Annotated in this window: 19 protein-coding genes; 16 read left to right on the top strand and 3 right to left on the bottom strand. The window is 26.6% G+C overall.

Annotated elements, in window-relative coordinates:
- Positions 1–14 precede the first annotated feature (14 nt).
- Both EJJ37_RS10990 and EJJ37_RS10985 read left to right on the top strand, forming a co-directional pair.
- The gene (locus EJJ37_RS10990; protein ID WP_133015628.1) at positions 15–2,258 is read left to right on the top strand and encodes an ABC transporter ATP-binding protein; all 2,244 of its coding nucleotides are present in this window, start codon (positions 15–17) and stop codon (positions 2,256–2,258) included.
- Between the two features lie 7 nt (positions 2,259–2,265).
- On the top strand, positions 2,266–4,101 hold the full coding sequence (locus tag EJJ37_RS10985) for an ABC transporter ATP-binding protein (RefSeq protein WP_420808540.1): 1,836 nt from the start codon (positions 2,266–2,268) through the stop codon (positions 4,099–4,101).
- 79 nt (positions 4,102–4,180) lie between these two features.
- On the opposite strand, the gene EJJ37_RS10980 is transcribed toward EJJ37_RS10985, so the two are convergent.
- Entirely contained in the window at positions 4,181–5,464 is a 1,284-nt protein-coding gene (locus EJJ37_RS10980) for a LysM peptidoglycan-binding domain-containing protein (protein ID WP_133015626.1), read from the bottom strand.
- Positions 5,465–5,725: 261 nt separating this feature from the next.
- On the opposite strand from EJJ37_RS10980, the gene EJJ37_RS10975 reads away from it, so the two are divergent.
- A complete protein-coding gene (locus EJJ37_RS10975; RefSeq protein ID WP_133015625.1) occupies positions 5,726–6,217 on the top strand; it encodes a CarD family transcriptional regulator in 492 nt (163 codons plus the stop codon).
- Positions 6,218–6,369: 152 nt separating this feature from the next.
- Here EJJ37_RS10975 and EJJ37_RS10970 read toward each other — a convergent pair whose 3' ends face one another.
- Complete coding sequence (locus EJJ37_RS10970; RefSeq protein ID WP_133015624.1) at positions 6,370–7,719, bottom strand: [Fe-Fe] hydrogenase large subunit C-terminal domain-containing protein; 1,350 nt, start codon at positions 7,717–7,719, stop codon at positions 6,370–6,372.
- Between the two features lie 181 nt (positions 7,720–7,900).
- Here EJJ37_RS10970 and EJJ37_RS10965 point away from each other — a divergent pair, with 181 nt between their 5' ends.
- The 5 genes from EJJ37_RS10965 to EJJ37_RS10950 all read left to right on the top strand — a co-directional run bounded on the left by EJJ37_RS10965 (position 7,901) and on the right by EJJ37_RS10950 (position 15,774).
- Positions 7,901–11,095: a ligand-binding sensor domain-containing protein gene (locus tag EJJ37_RS10965; RefSeq protein WP_133015623.1), complete on the top strand. Its 3,195-nt coding sequence runs from the start codon at positions 7,901–7,903 to the stop codon at positions 11,093–11,095.
- Positions 11,096–11,110: 15 nt separating this feature from the next.
- Positions 11,111–11,791, top strand: coding sequence for a Crp/Fnr family transcriptional regulator (locus EJJ37_RS10960; RefSeq protein WP_133015622.1), 681 nt, complete (start codon positions 11,111–11,113; stop codon positions 11,789–11,791).
- Between the two features lie 100 nt (positions 11,792–11,891).
- Positions 11,892–13,538 (top strand): hydroxylamine reductase, encoded by a 1,647-nt coding sequence (gene hcp / locus EJJ37_RS10955; RefSeq protein ID WP_133015621.1) that lies wholly within the window; start codon positions 11,892–11,894, stop codon positions 13,536–13,538.
- Positions 13,539–13,866: 328 nt separating this feature from the next.
- Positions 13,867–14,004, top strand: a complete 138-nt coding sequence (locus EJJ37_RS20235; RefSeq protein WP_166484743.1) for a hypothetical protein — start codon at positions 13,867–13,869, stop codon at positions 14,002–14,004.
- 12 nt (positions 14,005–14,016) lie between these two features.
- Positions 14,017–15,774, top strand: coding sequence for an SUV3 family DEAD/DEAH box RNA helicase (locus EJJ37_RS10950; protein WP_133015620.1), 1,758 nt, complete (start codon positions 14,017–14,019; stop codon positions 15,772–15,774).
- Positions 15,775–15,832: 58 nt separating this feature from the next.
- On the opposite strand, the gene EJJ37_RS10945 is transcribed toward EJJ37_RS10950, so the two are convergent.
- Positions 15,833–17,758 carry a glycosyltransferase gene (locus EJJ37_RS10945; protein ID WP_133015619.1) on the bottom strand — a complete coding sequence of 642 codons (1,926 nt, stop codon included), beginning with the start codon at positions 17,756–17,758 and terminating at the stop codon, positions 15,833–15,835.
- A 330-nt stretch (positions 17,759–18,088) separates the two neighbouring features.
- On the opposite strand from EJJ37_RS10945, the gene EJJ37_RS20230 reads away from it, so the two are divergent.
- The 8 genes from EJJ37_RS20230 to EJJ37_RS10910 all read left to right on the top strand — a co-directional run bounded on the left by EJJ37_RS20230 (position 18,089) and on the right by EJJ37_RS10910 (position 26,340).
- Positions 18,089–18,226 (top strand): hypothetical protein, encoded by a 138-nt coding sequence (locus tag EJJ37_RS20230; RefSeq protein ID WP_166484742.1) that lies wholly within the window; start codon positions 18,089–18,091, stop codon positions 18,224–18,226.
- Between the two features lie 161 nt (positions 18,227–18,387).
- Complete coding sequence (locus tag EJJ37_RS10940) at positions 18,388–19,500, top strand: HpcH/HpaI aldolase/citrate lyase family protein (RefSeq protein WP_243124878.1); 1,113 nt, start codon at positions 18,388–18,390, stop codon at positions 19,498–19,500.
- 24 nt (positions 19,501–19,524) lie between these two features.
- On the top strand, positions 19,525–20,688 hold the full coding sequence (locus tag EJJ37_RS10935) for a phosphoribosyltransferase domain-containing protein (RefSeq protein WP_133015618.1): 1,164 nt from the start codon (positions 19,525–19,527) through the stop codon (positions 20,686–20,688).
- A 5-nt stretch (positions 20,689–20,693) separates the two neighbouring features.
- Positions 20,694–21,773: a cysteine protease StiP domain-containing protein gene (locus EJJ37_RS10930; protein ID WP_243124877.1), complete on the top strand. Its 1,080-nt coding sequence runs from the start codon at positions 20,694–20,696 to the stop codon at positions 21,771–21,773.
- On the top strand, positions 21,774–22,541 hold the full coding sequence (locus EJJ37_RS10925; protein ID WP_133015616.1) for an HAD family hydrolase: 768 nt from the start codon (positions 21,774–21,776) through the stop codon (positions 22,539–22,541). It begins immediately after the preceding gene.
- Between the two features lie 109 nt (positions 22,542–22,650).
- Positions 22,651–24,195 carry a YceG family protein gene (locus tag EJJ37_RS10920; RefSeq protein WP_133015615.1) on the top strand — a complete coding sequence of 515 codons (1,545 nt, stop codon included), beginning with the start codon at positions 22,651–22,653 and terminating at the stop codon, positions 24,193–24,195.
- A gap of 16 nt (positions 24,196–24,211) precedes the next feature.
- Positions 24,212–25,558, top strand: a complete 1,347-nt coding sequence (locus EJJ37_RS10915; RefSeq protein ID WP_204596860.1) for a toxic anion resistance protein — start codon at positions 24,212–24,214, stop codon at positions 25,556–25,558.
- Between the two features lie 155 nt (positions 25,559–25,713).
- Positions 25,714–26,340, top strand: a complete 627-nt coding sequence (locus tag EJJ37_RS10910; RefSeq protein WP_133015614.1) for a TerD family protein — start codon at positions 25,714–25,716, stop codon at positions 26,338–26,340.
- Positions 26,341–26,343: the final 3 nt, after the last annotated feature.

Here is a 26,343-nt window from a genome sequence, read left to right as displayed (position 1 = left end):
GGAGAGGAGAGCTTATGCTTAATTTATTAAAACACCTAAAGCCTTTTGTTGGTTCAATGATACTTGCAATAGCACTTTTATTTGTTCAAGCTATATGTGATTTATCGTTACCAGACTATATGTCTAATATAGTTAATGTTGGAATACAACAAGGTGGAGTAGAAAATGCTGTTCCTAAAGTTATTAAATCATCAGAAATGGAAAAGCTATTTATTTTTATGAATGATGATGAAAAAAATGTTGTAGATGATAATTATACTTTGTTGGATAAAGATAACCTTACTACAGATGAGTATAATAAGTATGTAAAGGACTATCCAGAATTAGAAAATGAAAGTATTTATAAGTTAAATACTAAAGAAGAAGAAAAAATAGACAAGTTAAATGATATATTTGGAAAGCCAATGCTTATTGTTTCAATGTTAGAATCGCAAGGGTTAAATGGAGTTCCAGGTATTGATGGTATGGCTCCACAAGGTATGGATTTATCTACTATGAATCCATTTGAAATGCTAAGTATGATGCCTCAAGAGCAAATAGATAGCATGTTATCAAATGTAGATGAAAAATTATCAGATATGCCAGAAAGTATGATAACTCAAGCTGCTACTAGTTATGTAAAAGAACAGTATAAAGATATTGGAATTAATACTGATAAGCTTCAATCTAACTATGTAATTATAGCTGGAATAAAAATGGTAGGTATAGCTTTAATTAGTATGGCAGCTACAGTTATTGTAAGCTTTATTGCGGCAAGAGTTGCAGCTGCATTAGGTAGAAATTTAAGAAAAGATGTATTCAACAAAGTTGTTGGATTCTCAAATGCAGAATTTGATGAGTTTTCAACAGCATCACTTATTACAAGAACAACAAATGATATACAACAAATAATTATGCTTGTTGTAATGGGATTAAGAATTGTGTTCTATGCACCAATTTTAGGTATTGGGGGAGTTATTAAAGTTATTAATACTGGAGCATCAATGGGATGGGTAATAGCAGTTGCTTTAATATCAATATTACTTTTAGTAATTGTATTATTCAGTTTTGCTATGCCGAAATTCAAAAGTGTACAAAAACTTGTTGATAGATTAAATCTTGTTACAAGAGAAAGTTTAACTGGTATGCTTGTTATTCGTGCATTTAGTACTCAAAAGTATGAAGAAGAAAAATTTGAAGTTGCTAATAAAAATTTAACAAGAACAAATCTTTTTGTTAATAGAGTTATGACAGTAATGATGCCATTAATGATGTTTATTATGAATGTAATAACATTACTAATTGTATGGGTTGGATCTCATAGAATTGATGAAGGTATTATGCAAGTTGGAACAATGATGGCATTTATGCAATATACTATGCAAATAATTATGGCATTCTTAATGATATCAATGGTTTCAGTTATATTACCAAGAGCCATGGTTTCTGCTCAACGTGTATCTGAAGTGTTAAATGTTGATGTAGCAATTAAAGATTCAGAAAAACTACAAATGTTTAATAATGATGAAAAAGGAACTATTGAATTTAAAAATGTTTCATTTAGATATCCTGGAGCTGATGAAGATGTAATAAGTAATGTTAGCTTTAAAGCATTCCCAGGAGAAACTACTGCATTTATTGGTAGTACAGGTAGTGGTAAATCTACATTAATTAATTTAATACCTCGTTTCTATGATACAACAGAAGGTGAAATATTAATTGATGGTGTAAATATAAAGAGTGTATCTCAATATGATTTAAGAGAAAAAATAGGATTTATTCCTCAAAAGGGACTTTTATTCTCAGGTACAATTGAAAGTAACTTAAAGTATGGTGGAGATCATATAACTGATGAAGATATGATAAAAGCCTCTGAAATTGCCCAAGCAATGGAATTTATAAATAGCAAAGAAGAGGGCTTTAATACAGAGATTGCTCAAGGTGGTACAAATGTTTCTGGTGGACAAAAACAAAGATTAGCAATTGCTCGTGCTATAGCTAAAAAGCCAGAAGTATTTATATTTGATGATAGTTTCTCTGCATTAGACTTTAAGACTGATGCTAAACTTAGAAAAGCAATAAACACTGAATTAAAAGAAAGTACGCTTTTAATTGTTGCTCAAAGAATAAGCACTATAATGAATGCAAATCAAATTATAGTTCTTGATGAAGGTAAGGTTGTTGGTAAAGGAACTCATAAAGAGCTTATGGAAAACTGTGAAGTTTATCAACAAATAGCTCTATCACAACTTTCAAAGGAGGAGCTTTCAAATGAGTAAAGATAAAATGAGGGGCCCAATGGGTAGAGGTCCAATGGGCGGAATGGGAAGAGGTGGCGAAAAGGCTAAAGATTTCAAAAAGACTATGAAAACTCTTGTGAAATATTTAAAGCCTTATAGCTTATCAATAATAATAGTTATAATATTTGCTATTGGTTCTGCTGCATTTTCAATTGTAGGACCAAAGATATTAGGAGAAGCAACTACAGAAATATTTAATGGATTAGTAAAAAAGGTTACAACTACTAATGCAGAAGGAATTAATTTTACTCGTATAGGAGAAATACTTTTATTTTTAGTAGGGCTATATTTAATTAGTGTAATTTTCTCATTAGTACAAGGATGGGTAATGTCAGGTGTTGCTCAAAAGGTATCTTATAATATGAGAAAAGAAATATCAGAAAAGATTAATAGAATGCCCCTTAAGTATTTTGATACTAAGACTCATGGTGAAGTATTATCAAGAGTAACAAATGATGTTGACACTGTAAGCCAAACTTTAAATCAAAGTTTATCACAAATGTTAACAGCAGCAACTACACTTATTGGTGTACTTATTATGATGTTTTCAATAAATTGGATAATGACATTAGCTTCATTAATTGTAATTCCAGTATCAGCAGGATTAATTGCTTTTGTTGTTAAAAAATCTCAAAAATATTTTAAGACTCAACAAGAATACTTAGGATATGTTAACGGTCAAGTTGAAGAGGTGTATTCTGGTCATAATGTAATGAAGGCCTTTAATGCAGAAGAAAGAGAAATTAATAAATTTAATGAACTTAATGATACACTTTATAATAGTGCATGGAAATCACAATTTTTATCAGGTATGATGATGCCTATAATGACTTTTGTAGGTAACTTAGGATATGTAATAGTATCAATACTTGGTGGATGGTTAACTATTAAAAAAGTTATTGAGGTTGGAGATATTTTATCTTTCGTTCAATATATTAGATCATTTATGCAACCAATTGCTCAAACTGCACAAATAGCAAATGTACTTCAATCAACTGCAGCAGCTGCTGAAAGAGTATTTGAATTCTTAGATGAAGAAGAAGAATGTTTAGATGTTGAAAATCCAGTAAGCACTGAGAAGATAGAAGGAAAGGTTGAATTTGAGAATGTTCATTTTGGATATAATCCAGAAAGAACTATTATTAATGATTTTACAGCTCATGTAAAACCAGGACAAAGAGTTGCCATAGTAGGACCAACTGGTGCTGGTAAGACAACGATGGTTAAGCTTCTTATGAGATTCTATGATGTTAATGATGGGGCCATTTTAATTGATGGTCATAATATTAAGGATTTTAGAAGAAATGATTTAAGAAAAATGTTTGGTATGGTTCTTCAAGATACGTGGTTATTTAATGGAACTATAATGGAAAATTTACGTTATGGTAGATTAGATGCTACAGATGAAGAAGTTAAACAAGCCGCTAAAGCAGCTCATGTTCATAGCTTTATAAAAACATTACCTCATGGTTATGATATGGAGCTTAATGAAGAAGCAAGTAATGTATCACAAGGGCAAAAACAATTATTAACTATTGCTCGTGCAATATTAGCAGATCCTAAGATATTAATACTTGATGAAGCTACAAGTTCAGTTGATACAAGAACTGAAGTATTAATTCAAAAGGCTATGGATAATTTGATGCATGGAAGAACAAGCTTTATAATTGCACATAGACTATCTACTATTAGAGATGCAGATCTTATTCTTGTTATGAAAGATGGAGATATAGTTGAACAAGGAAACCATGAAGAGTTATTAGCTAAGAATGGATTCTATGCAAATCTTTATAATAGCCAATTTGAAGGAGCGGAAGCATAAGATTAATTATTAAAATAATGTGTCTTAAATATAATTAATGAAACTTTGACAAGGTGGATTGCAAAATCCACCTTGTTTTTTAGCATAATTTAATTTTTTGACCTGCTGTAATAATATTTAAATCTGATATATTATTAAGTTCCATTATTTTATTAATGCTTAAATTAAACATTTCAGAAATACTTTCTAAGGAGTCGCCTTCTTTTATTGTATATACACCAGATGAGTAAAGTTGAAGTACTTGATTTTTAGAAAGCTTATTCGGATTTTTTATATTGTTTAACTTAGCAATTTTCTCATAACTAATATCAAATTTATTAGATATATTAATTAGTGTATCATTTTCTTTTATTACATAGGTAAAAGGATATTTACAGTTTTGTACTCTCCATTCAATAATATTAGTATCCTTTGTTGGTGTAATAGGGGTAAAATAGTCTGTAAAAAGATGATTATTAATTGTGATATATATTTTTTCAGTTTTATAATAATTTTTTAAGGTATTATAAATACAATCAAAGAAAGCTTTTGCTTTAAGTGTATTTTCTTTTAGAGTATTCATAATGCTTTCATGAAAATCTATATGAGCAAAATTATTTTTATAATTATAAGATATTTTATTTATTTTTGTATTACGATTTATTATTGGAAGTAATCCTGTGGGAGGGGTTTGAAATAATTTAGAAAAGCCTAAAATTATATCTTCGTTAGTATTATAGTTTAAAGTTTTATTTGAATACCAAATAGTATTTAAACTTTCATCAGGATAATATATTTTAACATTTTTAGAGTACGGAGAATTTTCTATTATATCTTCAAGTTCACAATATGATAATCCCATTTTTTCAATATAATATATACTTTTAACAAGGCCTATACCTAGTACGTAGTAATCTACAGAGAATTCAGAGTTATCCTTAGATATAGTAACAATTTCTATGGCCGAAGGAAATAAGTTAAATTGAGTTTTAACTTTAATATCTACATTAGTTATACAGCGTTTTTTTCCATCAGATAAAAGCCACATATTGTCTTTGACAATAGGCTCCTTTATTAAATAATCATCCATATTATTGGGTTCATCTAAGAAATTCTGATGATGGTAAGTATTCCCCATTTGGAAGGAGAGTTTAATACCGTTATCAGTATATTCGTAAATATTTACGATATTAGTTATACCATTATCAAATCTAACTTGAATTTTATTATTATTAAAATAATCTATTGAACTTTTGAAGTTAATTAAATTATTATTAAAATAATTTATTGAACTTTTAAAGTCAATTAAATTATTATTAAAGCCTCTGTAAATATAAATTGAATTTGAATTAGGTGGAAAATATTCTTTGGATTTTATATTCATAGTAACTCACCTCGTAATCATTTGTGTGGTAATTTTTTTATTGATATTACAGTATATGAAGAGGATGGAAACAGTGTTTAATATAAAGTAAGGATTTATTAAAACTAAAGAAGAATTCATAATATTATAATGTTTTAAAGAAATATTTATAGTGTTAATTTATATTGACCAGTACAAAAAAATATGATAAAATTTAAAATCACCCAAAAAGTTCTCCTAATGTGTTATAATGAAAAGATAAACATATAAGGAGGTAATTATTTGTTTAATATAGGAGATAAAATTGTTTATCCAGGTCAAGGAATCGGTGTTGTGAATTGCATTGAAGAGATGGAATTTAAAGGTGAAAAGCAAAATTATTATAAAATAGATATTATTAATAGTACTATGAAACTAAAGTTACCAGTTAGTAGAGTAGAGTTTACTAATATTAGATTAATAAGTGATAGTAATGAAATAGATACTGATTTAAATAATTTTAGTGATTTTATTGTTAATGAAGAAGAGATAAAAATATCTACAGCAAAAGAAAGAATGATTACTAATTCTAAAAAAATAAAAGAAGGAACATTAAATAATTATTTAGATGTTATATGTAACCTTACTCAGGTTATGCAAGTTGGTAATATAAACGCTAATGAAAAACAAGTTTTAAATTCAACAAAATCTTTAGTAGTTGAAGAGATAAGTCAATCGAAGGATTTATCTAAAGAAGAGGCAATTGAATTATTGGAAAATGCAATAAAGTTTTAATAATGAGCTAACTAGATGTGTTATTTGTAGAATAGCTAAAAAGAACAGTAAAATAGAAGATAATTTTATTATTTTTAATGAGTTATGCCTAAATAGGCATAACTCATTTTTAGATTATATGGAATTAACTATAATTTAAACTAATAAGATAATTAAAAATCTCTTTCTAAAATACTTATTTTTTTAGGATCTTCAAAATCTTTTAATGAATCTATTCCTAACTTATCTAAGACATCATCAAGAATTTTGCTATGAACAGCTACTTTTATTGAAGCATCGTAAGCAAAGTCGTCTACTGCTTTTTTACCTTCTTCAGGAGGAACTAAAATTTTAGGTCCACCAACACAGCCACCAACGCAGCCCATACCTTCAATAAAGCTTGCATTTGCTTTACCTGCTAAAGCCTCATTAAGTACTGCTTTACATTCTTTAACTCCTTCCGCTTTTCTAGCTTTAAAGTTTTTAATGTTATCGGGATAAAGTTCTTCTACAGCTTCTGAAACAGCAATTGAAACTCCTCCAGTACGGGCATATAATCTTCCACCTCTAGATGTATATTCTATAGATGGAACTCCTTTTAAGTCTCTAGGATGAATTCCTAAAGATTCAAAGATATCATTAAGTTCTTGGAAAGTTAAAACGAAGTCAATTGCACCAGCAACATCTTTTTCCTTGGCTTCTGCTTTTTTAGCTATACAAGGTCCTACAAATACAACCTTTGCATCAGTATTTAATGACTTAATTACTCTACCAGCTGCAATCATAGGAGAAACTGAAGGTGAAAGATTAGGAACAAGTTCTTTATAAACCTTCTTTAACATTCCTACCCACATTGGACAACAACAAGAAGTTATCATTAAGTCATTTGGACTTTTTACGTGTTTATTAAACTCAACTGCTTCTTTTATGGTCAACATATCAGCAGCAAAAGCAACTTCAATCATATCTGTAAATCCAATTTTAATAAATGCAGCTCTTAATTGATCCATAGTTACATCACTACCAAATTGACCTATAATAGCAGGAGCAACAGCAGCGATTACAGTTTTATTATTTTTTAATAAATCTAATATTGGTAAAAATTCTATTTTGTCTAAAATACGTCCATTAGTACATGAATCAACACAAATACCACAATCAATACAAACATTATTATCAATAAATGTTGTATTATTATCAGGATCAAATTTTATAGCATCAAAAGGGCAAGCTCTTTGACAACCATATGTATTATTTGCGTCTGGATTACAGTTTGCACCGGAGCATTCAAGTTTTTCTACTATTTTTTTATTTACATTATAATTAGTTATTGATTTTTTTAAGTTATAAACATAATTATTATCAAAATCAACTTTTACCCCACATAATGAAGTAATTATTTCAAAGGTTTCTTGTGGAGACTTTTCATGACAAGTAATTATTTTATTAAGGGTTTCATCAAAATTACCATCATAATAAGATTTTATTAATATATCAAAAAGATCAGCGTACTTACTATTCATTATGTACCTCCTAAAATAGAAAGAATAAATAATTCTGTATAATTTAGTATATCTCTATTACTATATGAAAATACTTAAATTTAAAAAAAATACATACCATAAATGTTAAAAACAAGGCTAATGACTATTTTGTATAAATTTGCTATAATATGTTGAAATAAAGATTGGGGTTAGGTGGAATATGACTAAAATACTAAAACGGGTTGGAATATTTTTATTTATATTAGTATGCGTTTTTTTTAATAATGTATATGCAGAAAAAATTAATAACATTAACTTTAACAATATGACTATAGATGATGGATTATCTCAATCATTAGCTGAGTATATATATCAAGATAGTTATGGCTACATTTGGATAGGTACTAGTGATGGTTTAAATAGATATAATGGTAATGAGTTTAAGATATATAAAAATAGTAAAAATGATGAAAATACAATAAGTAATAATGCAATTACTTCATTAGTAGAGGATACGAATAAGAACTTGTGGATAGGTACTTATAGTGGATTAAATAAGATGAATTTACTTACTGGAGATATAACAAGGTATTTAATTTCTGAAGATGATAAGAGTTCTTCAAATTCAGTAATTGAAGAATTAATGGTTGATTCAAAAGGGAGGCTTTGGGTATGTAGTCTCAGTTCGCTAAATTTATATGATAGTAAAAATGATAAATTTATAAAAATAGAAACTGATTTGTTTAATGATAAAGTTATTCAAGATATTTCAGAGGATAATAATGGGGTTATATGGATATCAACTAGTGAAGGATTATATAGATATAATTCAGAACAAGGAAGAATTGAGAAGTTTAATGATCCTAAAGATAAAATTAATAATAAAAATATTTTTACAATTTATTATAGTAATAATAAATTATGGATAGCCACTAAAAACTATGGATTAATGATTATGGATTTAAATGATTATAGTATAAAATCATATGAATACAATTCAAATGATAATAGTAGCATACCTAGTAATCTTATAAGAGATATACTTAGAGCAAAAGATGGCTCTATATGGTTAGCAACTGATCAAGGACTAGCTTTATTTGATGAAGAAGATGAAAGGTTTTATACATATAAAAAAAATTCAGATAAATATAGCATATGTGATGATAATATTATAAATTTATATGAAGATAGACTTGGAGTTATTTGGTTAGGGACATTTAATGGAGTAAGTAAGTTTTCCATAAATAAAGAGTTTAAAGTTTATAGGAATGATCCAGAAAATGATAATTCCCTGAGTAATAGTAGTGTATGTGGTATATATGAAGATGATGATGGAATGATATGGGTTGGGACATTTAATTCTGGGGTTAATAAAATAGATAAGAGTACTGGAGAGGTAACGAGGTATTATAATTCGGTTAATGATACTAAATCTTTAAGTAGTAATAGAATAAAAGCTATAACAGGAATTGATAACGAAATATGGATAGCCACAGATAATGGATTAAATAAGTATGATAAGAATACAGGTTTTTTTACTACATACAATAGAGACCTTAACAAAAATAGTATTAATAATGATGAAGTTAGAGCATTATTCGTTGATAAAGATGGATTACTTTGGGTTGGTACTAGAGGTGGGCTATGTAGCTTTGATAGAAAAGATAAATTTGTATCATATAATGATGTATTTGCAGAAAATGGGATTTATGAAAAAGTTGTTTCAGCTATTTATGAGGATAGTGAAGGAATAATGTGGATTGGTCTTGGAGCTGATGGTGGTCTAGTTAGTTATAATAGGAAAACTGGAGAGATAAAAAACTATTTATCAGATGAGGATAATTTAAATTCCTTAAGTTTTAATACTGTAAGAGCTATTTCAGAAGATAGTAAAGGAGCAATATGGATAGGAACTCAAAGTGGATTAAATAAATTTGATAAGAAAAGTGGAGAATTTACTTCTTATACATATATGAATGGACTATCTAATGATTTTATATATGGTGTAGTTGTAGATAATAGTGATAATGTTTGGGTAAGTACCAACTATGGAATTTCAATGTATGACCAAGTAAATAATAAATTTATAAGATATTATGAGGCTGATGGAATCTCTAGTAATGAATATAATGGATATTCATATTATAAGAATAAGGATGGTAGTAGTATCTATTTTGGAGGTATAAATGGATTAACAGAGATTACCCCATCGGATATTCAATTATATATGAGTGCTGAACAGGTAATAATAGATAGTATTAGAACAAGTGGTGGTATTGAGATCTTAGACCGTGATAATATTGTACTTGATTATAATTCAAGAGAATTATATATAAAATTCTTTGTTCCAGAATATAGAAATATTACACAAATGCAATATGCCTATAAGTTAGAAGGGCTAGATAAAGAGTGGACTTTTGCAGGAAATGAAAATTATGCAAGATATGCTAGTTTGCAGCCAGGTAAATATACTATGCTAATAGCTGGGAGAAATTATAATGGAGTTTGGTCTGATGTATCAAGCATAAATATTAAAGTAAAGAATTCTATTTGGAAAACTCCATATGCATATTTTATTTATATTATAATAATAAGTGCAATAATATACTTATTTTATAATCAAGTTAAAATATTAGATGGTTTAGTTAGACAAAGAACTCAGGAGCTAAATAATAAATTAAATGAAAATAAAAAGCTATATAATAAATTAATAGAAACAGAGAAATATAAAAACAACTATTTTATAAATTTGTCACATGAATTAAGAACTCCATTAAATGTAATATTATCTATAGAGCAATTAATATCATCTCTTAATAGTTCTGGTATGAATATAAGGAAAGAAAAGATGGAATCTTATATGAATGCTTTAAGAGGAAATTCAAAAAGACTTTTAAATTTAATTAATAATATAATAGATACATCTAAGATAGATTCAGGATCATATAGAATAGATAAAAAAAGAACAGATATAGTAAGTCTTGTTGAAGATACTGCATTAAGTATGATTGAATTGGCTGAGGTGAATGGGTTAGAGCTTATAGTGGATCCTGAAATTGAGGAGTTATTTATTAATTGTGATAAATTAGATATAGAAAGGTGTATAATTAATTTAATTGGAAATGCCATAAAGTTTACGGAACCCAAAGGTAGGATAATTATAACTATAATTGAGCTAAATGACAGTGTAAAAATAAGTGTTAAAGATACTGGGATAGGAATAGATAGTAAATATTATAATAGTATATTTGATAGGTTTGGACAGGTTTATAGTGAAGCATCTGAAGAATTTGGGGGAAGTGGCTTGGGATTAACCTTAACTAAAAATTTAATTAATCTTCATGGTGGAGAAATTAGTGTAGTTAGTGAAAAGGGAAAGGGAAGTGAGTTTATTATTATATTACCTATACAATAGAAAAGGAAGTATTCTATGGAAGAAATAGTTAAAACAATAAAGAAAAATCAATTATTTATTGGATTAAGTGATGAAAGTATAAAAAATGTTTTAAAAGAAATCCAATATTATATAAAAACATATAGTAAAGGTGAAATAATTGCAAATGAAGATGATGAATGTAGAAGCTTATCATTAGTTTTATCTGGAACTGTGGAAATACAAAGATTATATTCTAATGGGAAATATATAGTTTTAAGTAGAATACTTGAGGGTGATGTATTTGGAGAAGCCTTAGTGTTTTCAAAAGCAAAAACATATCCTGCAACTGTAATAGCATTAAGTGAATGTACGGTACTATTTATAAATAAGAATGATGTATTAAAAATATGTTCTCATGAGGAAAAAATATTAGAAAATTTTATTTCACTATTAAGTGATAAAGTTTTTATTTTAAATTCAAAAATAAAAAGTATATCATTTAAAAGTATAAGACAAAAAGTTATAAACTATATTTTAAATGAATCAAAAGAGCAAAAAAGCAATTCTATTATATTAAAGAATACTAAAGAGGAGATAGCATCATTATTAGGTATTCCAAGACCTTCATTATCAAGAGAATTAATTAATTTGAGGGATATGAATTATATTGAATTTAATAGAAAAAAAATAACTATACTAGATATAGAAAGTTTGGAAGAGGAATTATTTAATTAGAAAAAAAGAATTTGTAACATGTGTTACAGATTCTTTTTTTATATAGATGTAGAATAATCACATAGAGTTAAAAAATACATTTTAAGAGGAGATTTTAAGTATGGAAAATAAGATGTTTTGTTTTCAATGTCAAGAAACAGCAGGATGTTCAGGATGCACTAAGTTTGGTGTATGTGGAAAAAGTCCAGAACTTGCAAACATGCAAGATTTATTAATATATGCTACTAAAGGGTTATCAGAAGTAACAACAAGAATAAGAAAAGAAGGAAAGAAGATTGATAAAGAGTTAAATCATTTTATTACATTAAATCTTTTTACAACTATTACAAATGCAAACTTTGATAATGACGTATTTTATAGTAGAGTAAAGGAAACTTTAAGAATAAAAAGAGAGTTAATAGAAAAGCTAGATAATAAAGAAAATTTATCAGAAGTTGCTTTATGGGAGGCATCTTCAAATGAAGAAATGGATAAAAAATCAAATAGTGATGAAGTAGGAGTTCTTGCTACTAAAAATGAAGATATAAGATCATTAAGAGAGCTTATAACTTATGGATTAAAAGGATTATCAGCATATTCAAAACATGCTAATGCTTTAGGATATGATAATGAAGAAATAGATGCATTTATGCAAGAAACTTTAGCTAAGCTTTTAGATGATTCATTAAGTGTTGAAGAATTAATTGCTTTAACATTAGAAACAGGAAAAGTAGGAGTAGATGGTATGGCGTTATTAGATACTGCTAATACTGAAACTTATGGAAATCCTGAAATAACAAAAGTAAATATAGGAGTAGGTAAAAATCCAGGTATCTTAGTATCAGGACATGACTTAAAAGATATTGAACAATTATTAATTCAAACAGAAGGAACAGGAGTAGATGTATATACTCACTCAGAAATGTTACCAGCTCACTATTATCCAAACTTAAAGAAGTACAAGCATTTAGTAGGTAACTATGGTAATGCATGGTGGAAGCAAAGAGAAGAGTTTGAAAGCTTTAATGGGCCAATATTAATGACTACTAACTGTATAGTGCCACCAAAGAATGAAAGCTACAAATCAAGAATGTATACAACAGGAGCAGCAGGTTTCGAAGGTTGTGTTCATATAGAAGCTGATGAAAATGGCGTTAAAGATTTCTCTGCAATAATTGAACAAGCTAAGAAGTGTAAGGCACCAACAGAAATAGAACAAGGGGAAATTATAGGTGGATTTGCTCATGCACAAGTATTAGCATTAGCAGATCAAGTTGTTGAAGCTGTTAAATCTGGAGCTATTAAGAAATTCTTCGTTATGGCAGGGTGTGATGGAAGAGCTAAATCAAGAAATTACTATACAGACTTTGCAAAAGCTTTACCAAAAGATACAGTAATATTAACAGCAGGATGTGCTAAGTATAAATATAATAAGTTAGACCTTGGAGATATAAATGGAATTCCAAGAGTTTTAGATGCAGGTCAATGTAATGATTCTTATTCATTAGCATTAATAGCTTTAAAATTAAAAGAAGTATTTGAATTAGAAGATATTAATGAATTACCAATAGCATTTAATATTGCTTGGTATGAACAAAAGGCTGTAATAGTGTTATTATCATTATTATATCTTGGAGTTAAGAATATACATTTAGGACCAACACTTCCAGCATTCCTTTCACCAAATGTAGCTAAGGTTTTAGTTGAAAACTTTGGAATTGGTGGTATTACTAATGTTGAAGATGATTTAAATATGTTTTTAAAATAATTAAATATTAGAAAAGCGTAATAAAATTTATTAGAATACTTTTTAGAGTGGGAGATATCCCACTCTATTTTTAAATTAAAAGTTTAATATAAAAATAAAAAGGTTCCTAGAATATATACCGGGGGAAGGTATTTTCTAGGAACCTTTTTAATAGGGGAAAGTTTATTTAATACTTTATGATTAAAGTATAGTATATAAATTTGTCAATTTTGTTTCAATTTAATGAAATTGATATGAGTAAATTAATATAAGAATTGTACTTGGGTAATAATGTAAAGTAATTTATAATAGTTTTATAATAAGAAATATAAAAAGAGGCGATTATAAGATGAAAAATTTAGTTATATTTTATTCATTAGAAGATAATACGCGATTAATTGAAAGTACAATAGTAAAAGCTATAAATGTAGATATTGTAGAATTAAAACAAAAAAGAAATATAGTGATAAATGAATTAATAGAGTAGCGGAGGAAGTATATGAAAAAGAATGCAGCACTAAGAGAATTTAAAAAATTAAAAAGTCAAATAAATCAAATAGAAGAAATAGTACATCATTCTAAGGTAGGAGCATTAATAGAACAAGAAACTTCTATTAGAAAGAAGATTAGATTACTTAAAGAAATGGAAAAGGAAGGTTTTAAGGAGTATCAAGATGTATGTGATAGATATGAAGAAATACTAGAAGATGCTTCTAAGAGAATACTTGAAGATTATAATAAAAAAAATAATACGGATTTTGATTTTTATGAAGTAGTTAGAGGAAATTATAATACATTTTTAAATTCAGGTGTTATGACAGTTCTTACTAAACAACATGTACCAAAGCTTATTGGAGAAGCTTTTGAAGAGGCATTCCCAGATAATCCAAAAGATGAATATATGCTAACAAGAAGAATGAAAAGAAAAATATACATTCATCTTGGAGATACAAACACAGGAAAAACTTATAATGCAGTAGAAAGACTTAAAACAGCTAAAAAAGGCGTATATTTATCTCCACTTAGAATTCTTGCCTTAGAGAACTATGATAAATTAAATAATGAAGGCATAGTTTGTGATTTGATGACAGGAGAGGAAGAAATAATAAAAGAAAATTCAACACATGTTTCTTGTACCATAGAGAAAGTTAATTTAAAACAAAGCTATGATATTGCTGTAATTGATGAAATTCAAATGATTAGTGATACACAAAGAGGAATTGCATGGAGTAGAGCAGTATTAGGACTTAGATGTAATGAAATTCATATTTGTGGTGCAATGAATGCTAAGGAATTATTAATTAAAATATTAGAGGATTGTGAAGATGATTATGAAATTAAGGAATATCATAGAAATATACCTTTAATAGTTGAAACTAAAAACTTTAGTTATAATGATGTTCAAGAAGGGGATGCTATTGTAGTATTTTCGAAAAAGAGAGTATTAGAAATAGCACAAGATTATTCAAACAAAAATATAAAAACTAGTATTATTTATGGTGATTTACCACCAGAAGTTAGAAAAATGCAATATGAACAATTTATAAATAAGGAAAATAAGGTTTTAGTAACAACAGATGCTATTGGAATGGGTGTTAACTTACCTATAAGAAGAATAATATTTATGTCTATAAGAAAGTTTGATGGGGAAGAAGTACGAGAATTAACATCTCAAGAAGTTAAACAGATTGCGGGAAGAGCAGGTAGAAAAGGAATATACGATACAGGGTATGTTGCTGGAGTTTCAGATACTCATAATTTTATTAGTAGAAAGTTAGAAGTAAAGGATGATACTATAAAGCAGGCAGTAATAGGCCCATCAGAAGCAATTTTAACTATAAAAAGTCTACCGCTAAATGAAAAATTAGTGCTATGGAAGACTAGAGAATCAAAGATAGATTACTATACAAAGATGGATATAAGTGAGTATCTATTAATATTAGAAAAAATAAAGAGATATAAGCTTAAAGAAGAAGATCAATGGGATTTATTAAAAGTTCCTTTTGATGTTGCAAGTGATGAGCTTATGAATAAATTTTTAGAGTATGTAGATGAGGTATTTGTTGCTAAATTAAATGAAATAACAAAGCCAACATGTTTTACAGGAAATCTTGATGATTTAGAAATTTATTATCAAAAAATTAATATGTATTATTCTTTCTCTAAGATATTTAATTTAAAATTTGATGTAGATTGGGTATATTCAGAAAGACTTAAAGTTAGTCAGGATATAAATGAAATTTTAGTTAAAATATAAGAGTATAACTATCTCAAAATTATAAAATATAATTTTGAGATAGTTAATATTTATGTAATTAATGTTTATGAGTTACTAAATGAAAAATACTTTTTTTAGAAAAACTTTCTTCTACATATTTTTGAGATTTTTTAGTATCATAATAAGCTTGCAAATTATTTACGTATATATTCATTATAAAATCCAGTTGATCATTAGTTAATGAATCAAAAAATAATCCAAATAGCTTGTCTTTATTCCTAGCAACTGTACAGGGAATAATATTATCGTTAATATGTACATTAAGCTTTGTACCTAATTTAACATCTAAGGGAGAATCTAAACTTATGGCCATTCCTTTTTCTGAAATATCTATTAATGAGCCTGTTAATTTTCCTTGGGCTGTATTAATAAAGATACTTATATTTTCTTTAATTGAAATTCTCTCGCTTTTTCTATATATAGGATTTTGGTATGCAACTTTAATACAAATTATTGAACCCAAAAAGTTATATATACTCCAAATAATATTAATTAAGTAAGAGCCTAAATTAATTTTATTAGTTAATAAGTATATAGTTCCAAATATCCAAGCAAATATACTAGCAATTGCAATTAAAATGTGAGGTAAAGCCATTTTAAACTGAAATTGTTTTTTATTAGTAGTTATATCTTTAGATGTAACATTAAATTTTAATTTTAGGCAAAATAGTTCTCGTAATATGGAAAAAGTTATATGAGGGGCCATAGCTACTTCATAATAATGAGACCACTTTAAACTTCTTGTCCTAGGAGAAAGTATATTGAATATAAGTATTTGTCCTAATAAGAAGGGAATAAACATAATCAATAAACTTTTAACTGGAGAATCTATAATTAATTTATAACTTAATAAAAAGATTAACGGTGAAAGTATGTATATAAGTTTTTGAATACTAGAAAGCCAATAGACTACACCATCCAAATATGCTATTTTTTGTCCTAATGTTAAATCTTTATTAAATAGTACATTAAATTTTTTTATTACTTGTAGGTTTCCTCTACACCATCTATCTCTTTGCTTAACAAGTTCAGTGAAGGTTGTAGCACTTAAACCTAAAGCTAGCTCTTCGTTTATAAATTCTGAATCATAACCTTTAGCTTGTAATAACATACCAACAGCCATATCTTCCGTTATTGAGCAAGTTGGATATCCACCTATTTCCATTACATATTTCTTTCTAAAAACAGCATTTGTTCCAACATGTAAAACTGCATTGTTAGCAGCTCTAGCTTCTTCTACATCTCTCATAAAGAAATCTTGTTCATTAGGAATTTTTTTATTTAGATTATACTGATACATATCTTGATTATAATAAACTTGAGGGGTTTGTACAAAAGCCATATTTTCGTTAGAAAAATATCCTACAGTTTTAGTTAAAAAGTTTTTCTTGGGAATCATATCTGCATCTAAAACAGCAAATAAATCCCCTGTTATTATATTTAATGCATTATTTATATTTCCTGCTTTTGCACCTTCATTATTATCTCTAGTAATATAATTAACATTATATTTTCTACATAAGTTTTTTAGTTCAGTTCTATGACCATCATCGCAAACGTAAATTTTAAGCTTATTTTGAGGATAATCTAGATTTTTACTAGCTATTATAGTTTTTTGAAGTAAATCTAATGGTTCGTTATATGTACAAATTAATACATCCACAGATGGAATATTCTCAGGGGCATAATTATTTAGGGATTTACTTTCAAGTTTATAATTTTTACTAAATAGATATTGAAAATTTATAAATGATATTAAGCCTAAAATTTCAGCTGAATATAGGAGAATACCAAATATAAAACTCATAATACCATGATTAATAGGTATAACAGTGAATCTCCATATTATATATATAATGGAGATAATGGAATTTGTAATTATTAGTATTTTTCTGTATTTTGGTTTTAGAGTTGCTATAATAAATGATATTAACAATGCTAAAATAGAAATAATTAAATACATTTAAAATTCCACCCCTTTTTATAACAATTTATATAATAATATTATAATATCGTGGAAATAAACTGTCAAAATAAATAAAAAACAATAAAAGATGTAGAAAAATGTATAAAACAAAATATGGATAAGTACATAATATTTAGTATTATACATACAATTAATATCATTTTTAGGATATTTTTATGTTGTTTTTAATAATAATATTTTAATGACCATGGAAAAACCATGGTCATTTTTATATAAAAAATTCTAATAAAGGGGAAAATAAAATGAGTAATTACTTTATAGGTGGTACTACACAAATAAAATTAAATAAAAAAGGAGGTGGATGTTATGACACCATTATACGACTACAATATTGCAATGGTAATTGGTGATTATATTGTAAAAGCTATTGCAAATGATAAAGACTTAAATATAAATAGTAGAAAATCTAGTTTAATAAAAAGATTATTAAATAAAGTAATTTAATAAAAATAAAGGAGATGTAAGTTAAGCATCTCTTTTATTAAAAGAAAATAATAAATATTAATATTATATTTATACAATATATTAATTATTTTGCTATAATTATAGAGTACTTAAATATTGCATAAAAGTAATTAACAGGTATTATAAAGGAGTATAAATAATTGAGATATTTAAATGAATATAAAAAAGATTTATTTTATAAAGAGCCAGTAGAGTTTAATAAGAATTCGAATAAAGATATATTAAAATATGCAGTAGGTGCTAATTTATATATGAATGGAGAAAAGAATTTTTATGAAAAGATAATTAATGGAGATTTTAATGAGTTAGGTGCAATTTCTATTTGTTTTGAGGATGCAACTAGAGAGGGAGAGGTTGAGGATGCAGAGAATAATGTAGTTAACATGCTTGATAATTTAATAAAGTATATTGGCAATATAGAGATTGCAAATAATATTCCGCTTATTTTTTTTAGGGTAAGAAATTATAATCAATTTCTTAGATTCACTTCAAAGTTAAGAGCTAATCATTTTAGATATATTACTGGATTTATTTTCCCTAAATTTACTACAAAAAACTCAATAGCTTATCTTGAATATACAAAGAGGATTTCTGAAAAGTATAATGAAGTTCTATATGCTATGCCTATTTTGGAGAGTGAGGCTATTGTTTATAAAGAAACTAGGATTCAAGAATTAATTAATATAAAACAAATAATAGACGATTATTCAGATATTATTTTAAATATTAGAGTTGGAGGTACTGATTTTTCTTCTAAATTTGGATTAAGGAGAAGTATTGATTCAAGTATTTATAATATAAGAGTAGTATCAGATTGTCTAATTGATATTATAAATATATTTTTAAGAGAGGGAGAGGATTATGTTATTTCAGCACCAGTTTGGGAATATTTTTCTGAAGATATAAAATCTAAGGAAGTTTCTGGTTTGATAAATGAAATAAAAAGTGATAAGGAAAATGGATTTTGTGGTAAAACAATAATTCATCCAAGTCAAATTAAATATGTGAATTCATTATATACAGTTACTTATGAGGAATATATAGATGCTAAAAGTATAATTACTTCTTATGAAGATGGAGGAGTATTTAAAGGCTATGGTGGAAATAAGATGAATGAAGTAAAACCTCATTTTAATTGGGCTAAGAAAGTTATGAAAAGGGCTAAAATTTTTGGAGTATTAAATGAAGGAATATCAAATGAGGAGTTATATAAGGAAAGTAATTTTAGTAGTAAATCTATAGAAGTGTTATAAAAGTGATATTAAAGGGGATAGACTATGAGTGTAGAGATTAGTATAAGAGAGAATAAATATAATTTAAATTTAAATGATTTAATAGTAATGGGAAAAAGAATTAATAATAAAAAAAGAAATTTTTTGTTTATAAGTAAGGTGTTAGGAAAGCATATTGAAGCTAAGCCTAATGTATGTAAAGAAATAGGTTACAAGTTAGCTGGATTAATTTTCAATAAGGAAGAAAGAGAAGAAACATATAAAAATAGTGAAAAAATATGTGTATTAGGATTTGCTGAAACAGCAACGGGATTAGGAATGGCTGTAGCATCATATATTGAAAATTCATATTATCTAACTACTACTAGAGAAGACATAAAAGAGATAAAATCTATTTTGAAATTTGAGGAAGAGCATTCTCATGCAACAACACATAAATGTTTTCCATTAGATAAGGACAAGCTTATTAATTCAGAAAAAATAATTTTAGTAGATGATGAGATAACAACTGGAAAATCTATGATAAATATAATAAAAGAATTAAAAAAGGTTACTAATGCAAAAAAATTCATTATATTAAGTATTTTAGATTGGAGAAATGAAGAGCATAGGAAGGCATATGATGAGTTAGTGAATAAAGAAAATATTAATGTAGAGGTTTTATCCTTAATATCAGGAGATATAAAAGTAACGGATACAGCTACTTATATGGATAATAATGATAAAGTAATAAATGATACTACTGATGTTTTAAATTATAATGTTTTAGATAGAATTGACTTAAAGACAAACTATGAAAAAGAGGTTGAAAGTTATTTACTACATACAGGAAGGTTTGGAGTTGAATTTGATGAAATACAAGCATTAGAAAGTAAGTGTGAAGATATAGCTAATAAACTTCAAGGGTTAATTGAAATTAATGAGAAAATACTAGTATTAGGACATGGAGAGAATATATATATTCCTTGTAGAATAGCATCTTATATAAATGGAGAGGTTTATTTTAAAAGCACTACAAGAAGTCCAATTTATTGCGAAAATATTGATGGTTATCCTATAAAAGAAAAACATGTATTTTATCATAAAGGAGTAAAGTATTATTTTTATAATAAAAGTGAAATTGAAAAAAAGTATGATAAGGTAATTTTGATAACAGAAGATGATTTAAATATTAAATTAATAAATAATATGATTGCGGTAAGGGTTTAGAGATTATGGAGAATATAAATTTAGTTAAACATAGTTATAAAGAAGATTGCATATTTTTGCTTAAAGATTTAACTGATAAAATACAGGAAATTACAATTCAAGAAAAAGAAGAATTAATAAGAAGCGGAGTAAGCTATTCTGAAATCATTTCAAAAGAGAGTATACCAAGTGAGGATATTAAAAATATATTTCTTAATATTTTAAATAGGGATAAGAGGTTAATTGCATATTATGTTGCAAAGATATTTGAAATAATATATAGACAAAAAGGTAATAACTTAGTAATTGTTTCGTTAGCTAGAGCAGGAACTCCCTATGGAATATTAATTAAAAGATATTTGAAATTAAAATATAAAGTAGATATACCACACTATAGTATATCTATTATAAGAGGTAAAGGAATAGATGCTAATGCATTGAAATATATTTTAACTGAAAATAAAAAGGCAGATATACAGTTTGTTGATGGATGGACTGGAAAGGGTTCTATAACAAAAGAATTAAATAAATCTATAGATATTTTTAATAATGAAAATAAAACTAATATAGATAATTCATTAGCTGTTATTTCAGATCCAGCAAAGTTATGTAAAGTTTGTGGAACGAGGGAGGACTTTGGAATAGCGACTTGTTGTTTAAACTCAACGGTAAGTGGATTGATAAGTAGAACTATTCATAATGAAAAATATATTGGTAAGGATGAGTTTCATGGAGCTAAGACTTTATATTATTTAAAGGATGAAGATTACTCACAATATTTTATTGATAAGATAGATAATGAATTAAAAAAAATAAGCATTAAATATGAAGATTTAGTTTTGGAAAGTATAGATAAAGAGTATTCAATGAAGATTGTTAATAAGGTAAGAGAATTATATGATGTTAATAACATAAATAATATTAAGTTAAGTGTGGGAGAATCAGCTAGAGTTTTATTAAGAAGAGATCCTAGAGTTGTATTAGTTAAAAATAAGAGTGATAAAAATATAGAGCATATACTTAAGTTAGCAGAGGAAAAAGGAGTAAAAGTTATTGAATATAAAGATAGCGACTATAATTGTATTTCAATAATTAATGAAAGATAAATGGAGAAAATATTTTTTATTACGGATTTAGATAGAACAATCATACACTCTAAACATAAGGGTTATAAGTGTGTAGAAAAGCTTGGTGATAAAGAGATAACCTATATGACTGATTATGCTTATGATAAGCTACAGGAGTTGTTAAAAAGAGAAAAGTTTATTTTTATACCATGTACTATGAGAAATATTAATCAGACATTAAGAGTTGATTTTATAAGAGATTACAATCCGAAAATTATAATATGTACAAATGGAGCTCAAATTTATATTGATGGAAAACTCGATAAAGCTTGGGATAAGCAAATGAAATCTTTATGTGATAAAGATGAATTAAATAAAAATATTGATTATCTTGAAAAATTAAAAGAAGAATATAAGAAACTTATAGGAGTTATAGAAGTAAGGAATATTGAAGATTTTTATATTACTGTAAAGTGTATAGACTCATATGAAGCAGAGAAGTTTTACAATATAATAAGCGATAAGTTTCATAAAAATATTAATGTTTTAAAAATAGAAGCTAAGATATTTATTATTCATAATAGAATAAATAAGGTATATGCTGTGGATTATATTATTGAAAGGTTTAATATAAAGAAATTAATTACATCAGGTGATACAGAGGTAGATAGAGAGTTTACTAGTAGAGGAATAACCATTTTACCTAAACATAGTTCTTTTAAGCATGAAAAATCTATAATAACAGAAAAAAGCAAAATACATGCCACAGAAGAAATTTTAGATTATATAGATAAAATTATTGTATAAAAAGTAGAATTATACAATAAGGAGAGGAAAATGTTGAAAGGAAAGTATGAAATAGGTTAAAATTTAGATATAAGGTCTATTTTAAGAAAGTAAGAGGTTTATTTGTAAAATGGCTGTAGGTTTAAAGAATATAACAAGTTATATGTTTAGAACTATCTATGAAAGAGAAGATACATATAATAAGTTTAAGCCATATTTTTATAGATTTATAGGTGTAGATGATAGTTCTAAATATAATGATTTCATTAAGACAATTGAGAGTAAGTTTATAGAGGAGAAAGATAAATGTATTATATTTGATAATTCTATTCCCTTAAGTGGTGAAATGGAGTTAATTCAGTATATTTTTAATGAACTTTCTTCAATGGATGTTTATAAAATGACTGCACAAGATATAACTATATTTAATGATTTTGAAGTAAATTTTAAATTTTTAAGTGCATTAGAATATGTTATACCAATTGCTTGTAGTAAGGAAAATTTCTTTAATGATAATGTGAGAAATAATTTTATAACTAAATTAATTGTTTGGACTTATACCTATGCTAAAGATATAAAATATGATGCTAGTATTAATCCAAAATGTGTTTATTACGGGAATATTCAAAGACATGAAATATATTTTCTAATTATGCTCTATAAAATGGGTTTTGATGTTATTTATATTAATCCATTGAAAGAAGAGTTATGGAATGAAATTGATGATGCAGGATTGAGTGAATGTATAAAAAGTATGGGAATTTTAAGTGTTGAATCTTTTAAGGAAAGAGCTAGTAATGGGAAGATAATTGATAATTTTGAAACCGTTACTAAGCAAATTCAAAGAGATATAGAAGAACAACTTTTTTCCAATACTGGAATGTTTAAGCCTTGGCAGTTTAGAGAAGGATATACAAAAAGTGTTTTATTAGACACAATATTAGAAGATATTTATATTTATTGGAATGAGCCATGTAAATTGAGAAGTGGATTTAAGGTTGAAGGCAATACCGTTCAAGTTCCATGTTTCTTTAAAAAAATAGATGGAATATATAGTGATGAATTTGAGTATCAAAAACTAGTTAAATATTGTACATCATCACCAAATACATTAGTTTTCAATGGAAGATATTTTTCTGAAGATGTGCAATTTACAGATGATATGTATCAGCTTATGTTTTGTCAGCTAAGTGATGGTTCCTTTGATATAGATGAACTTAAAAAGTTACCTATATATAGGTTTTCAAAATATAGTGAAGATGTACAAAATTTTTTATTAAAAAAGTTTAATGAAACAATAAGTAGTACTGAATTATTTAATAGAACATTTGATAAAGAAGAAATATTAAGATTATTAGTATTAGTTTTAGGGTTAAATGAAAGTATTGTTAGATTAATAGATAATTTTGATTTTACAGCAGCTATTCCTAAAATAGTAATTTATCTTGAAGATGAAAATACCATGCCTGAGTCTATGCAGATACTTTTAGGATATCTTCATACTATAGGTATTGATATAGTGATATTTAATCCATCGGGTTTATTTAATATTAATAATGTAATAAAATCTACTGCATTAAATAATTTTAGATTAGATGTGATGAAGTATGACTCTAAATATAATAATTTAATGAATTTAAAACAAGGTGTTTTTTCAAGATTCTTAAGAAGGTAAAAGGAGAGATTTATATATGAATAACAATGATAATAATATGTTTGGACAAACATTAAATGAAGATATATACGAAAATCAGCAAAGAGGATATCAAGGTCAACCAGGAATGTATTCAAATCAACAAATGGGGTATCAAGGTCAACAAGGAATGTATTCAAATCAACAAATGGGGTATCAAGGTCAACAAGGAATGTATCCCAATCAACAAATGGGATATCAAAGTCAACCGGGAATGTATCCAAATCAACAAATGAATTACCAAGGTCAAATGGGAATGTATCCAAATGATAATACACAAATTCCAAATGATAACTTTGATATGTCAACTATATCAGAGTATAAGCAAAGATTAAGAGGGATGAAAGAAGTTCAAGATCTTACTAGTGAAGTAGAAATTCAAAATCCTAATTCTATAGTTATGTTTGGACAAAAGGCAAGTGAAAATATATCTAAGGTTTCTGATGAATTATTAAAGTCAATGAAGGCTGTAAAATCAGAAGAAGCTAGTGAAATGTTAGTAAACTTAACTAAAATAATGGATAAATTTGATGTTAAGGAACTTGAAGGTGTAGAAAAGCAATCTATGTTCTCTAAACTTATGAAAGGTGTAGGAAATAGTGTAGCTAAATTATTTCAAAAATACGATACTATGGGCTATGAAGTAGAAAAAGTATATGTATTATTAAAGAAATATGAAAATGATATTAGAGAATCAAATGCTAATTTAAAGAAATTATATGATGCTAATCTTCATTATTATCAATTATTGGAGAAGTATATTGTTGCAGGAGAATTAGCATTAGAAGAAATAGATGTATATATACAACAAATATCAATGAATACTACCATGAATCAAGAAGAAAAACATATGTTAACTCAAAAACTTGAAATAAGTAAAGAAATGTTATCACAACGTGTATATGATCTTCAAATTGCAGAAAATGTTGCAATTCAAGCAGCACCTATGATTCAGACTATACAAATGTCTAACTTTAATTTAATGAGAAAAATAAATTCATCATTTATAGTTACATTGCCAATATTTAAGCAATGCTTAGCGCAAGCTGTTATATTAAAAAGACAAGAAATTCAAGCCAAATCAATTAAGCAGTTAGACGATAAGACTAATGAGCTTATTATGAGAAATGCTCAAAATACTGCTAAACAATCAGTAGAAATTGCAAGAATGGCATCAGGAAGTTCAGTAGCTATTTCTACACTAGAAAAATCTTTTGAAACAATAATGAAAGGAATTGAGGATACTAAAGCAATTCAAGAGGCAAATAGAGTACAAAGAGTAGAAAATTCAGCTAAACTTGAACAAATTAAACATGCTATGAAAAAGAATATAGCTCAATCTTAAAACAATTAAAAAAGATAAACAGTTATAAATGAAATTAAATAAAATGAAATATACCTTAAAAAGAGTTGAAAATAAATTTGTTAAGTGGTATAATTTATCACATAATATAATTGCGAACAATATTTAGGATAATACTTAAATTAGGGGGGATAAAGATGGGAATTAATTTAGGTTCAATGATGAACAATATGCGTTCTAATGCAACTGATAATGGAGTAAATGCATTAAATTTAAAAAAGAATGATGTTTTAAATCTAACAAAGAAGAATCCGGGCTTAAAGAAAGTAATATTAGGAGCTGGATGGGATGTAGCTAGTATAGGGCAAGATTTTGATTTAGATATAGCTGCATTTTTATTAAATGCAAATGGTAAGGTTCAAAATATACCAGATGATGTAATCTTTTTTAACAATATGCAAGGACAAGGAATTTACTTAGAAGGTGATAATAGAACTGGAGCTGGAGATGGTGATGATGAAAGAATAAGATTAGATTTAGAAGCAATTTCACCACATGTTCAAAAAATAGTTTTTGTTGTTACTATACATGAAGCTCAAGTAAAAAGACAAACATTTGGAATGGTAGAAAATTCTTATGTTAGAATCTTAGATGAAGAGCATAATGAAAAAGAAATTTGTAGATTTAATTTAAAAGAAAATGGTTCAACAGTTACTTCAGTAATTTTCGCAGAATTATATAAAGTAAGTGGAGAATGGCAATTCAAAGCAATTGGAGAAGGAAAAATTGCTGATTTAAATGGAATTTTAGGATTGTATATGTAAGGA

Source organism: Clostridium cuniculi, assembly GCF_004353185.1.
Taxonomy (GTDB): Bacteria; Bacillota; Clostridia; order Clostridiales; family Clostridiaceae; genus Clostridium; species Clostridium cuniculi.
The sequence above is the reverse complement of the archived record's forward strand: the minus strand, read 5'-3'. Positions and strand labels throughout refer to the sequence as shown.

Coding starts and splice junctions, on each gene's coding strand:
- EJJ37_RS10990 (WP_133015628.1), top strand. CDS start 15: ATGCTTAATTTATTAAAACACCTAAAGCCTTTTGTTGGTTCAATGATA.
- EJJ37_RS10985 (WP_420808540.1), top strand. CDS start 2,266: ATGAGGGGCCCAATGGGTAGAGGTCCAATGGGCGGAATGGGAAGAGGT.
- EJJ37_RS10980 (WP_133015626.1), bottom strand. CDS start 5,464: ATGAATATAAAATCCAAAGAATATTTTCCACCTAATTCAAATTCAATT.
- EJJ37_RS10970 (WP_133015624.1), bottom strand. CDS start 7,719: ATGAATAGTAAGTACGCTGATCTTTTTGATATATTAATAAAATCTTAT.
- EJJ37_RS10965 (WP_133015623.1), top strand. CDS start 7,901: ATGACTAAAATACTAAAACGGGTTGGAATATTTTTATTTATATTAGTA.
- EJJ37_RS10960 (WP_133015622.1), top strand. CDS start 11,111: ATGGAAGAAATAGTTAAAACAATAAAGAAAAATCAATTATTTATTGGA.
- hcp (WP_133015621.1), top strand. CDS start 11,892: ATGGAAAATAAGATGTTTTGTTTTCAATGTCAAGAAACAGCAGGATGT.
- EJJ37_RS20235 (WP_166484743.1), top strand. CDS start 13,867: ATGAAAAATTTAGTTATATTTTATTCATTAGAAGATAATACGCGATTA.
- EJJ37_RS10950 (WP_133015620.1), top strand. CDS start 14,017: ATGAAAAAGAATGCAGCACTAAGAGAATTTAAAAAATTAAAAAGTCAA.
- EJJ37_RS10945 (WP_133015619.1), bottom strand. CDS start 17,758: ATGTATTTAATTATTTCTATTTTAGCATTGTTAATATCATTTATTATA.
- EJJ37_RS20230 (WP_166484742.1), top strand. CDS start 18,089: ATGACACCATTATACGACTACAATATTGCAATGGTAATTGGTGATTAT.
- EJJ37_RS10935 (WP_133015618.1), top strand. CDS start 19,525: ATGAGTGTAGAGATTAGTATAAGAGAGAATAAATATAATTTAAATTTA.
- EJJ37_RS10930 (WP_243124877.1), top strand. CDS start 20,694: ATGGAGAATATAAATTTAGTTAAACATAGTTATAAAGAAGATTGCATA.
- EJJ37_RS10925 (WP_133015616.1), top strand. CDS start 21,774: ATGGAGAAAATATTTTTTATTACGGATTTAGATAGAACAATCATACAC.
- EJJ37_RS10920 (WP_133015615.1), top strand. CDS start 22,651: ATGGCTGTAGGTTTAAAGAATATAACAAGTTATATGTTTAGAACTATC.
- EJJ37_RS10915 (WP_204596860.1), top strand. CDS start 24,212: ATGAATAACAATGATAATAATATGTTTGGACAAACATTAAATGAAGAT.
- EJJ37_RS10910 (WP_133015614.1), top strand. CDS start 25,714: ATGGGAATTAATTTAGGTTCAATGATGAACAATATGCGTTCTAATGCA.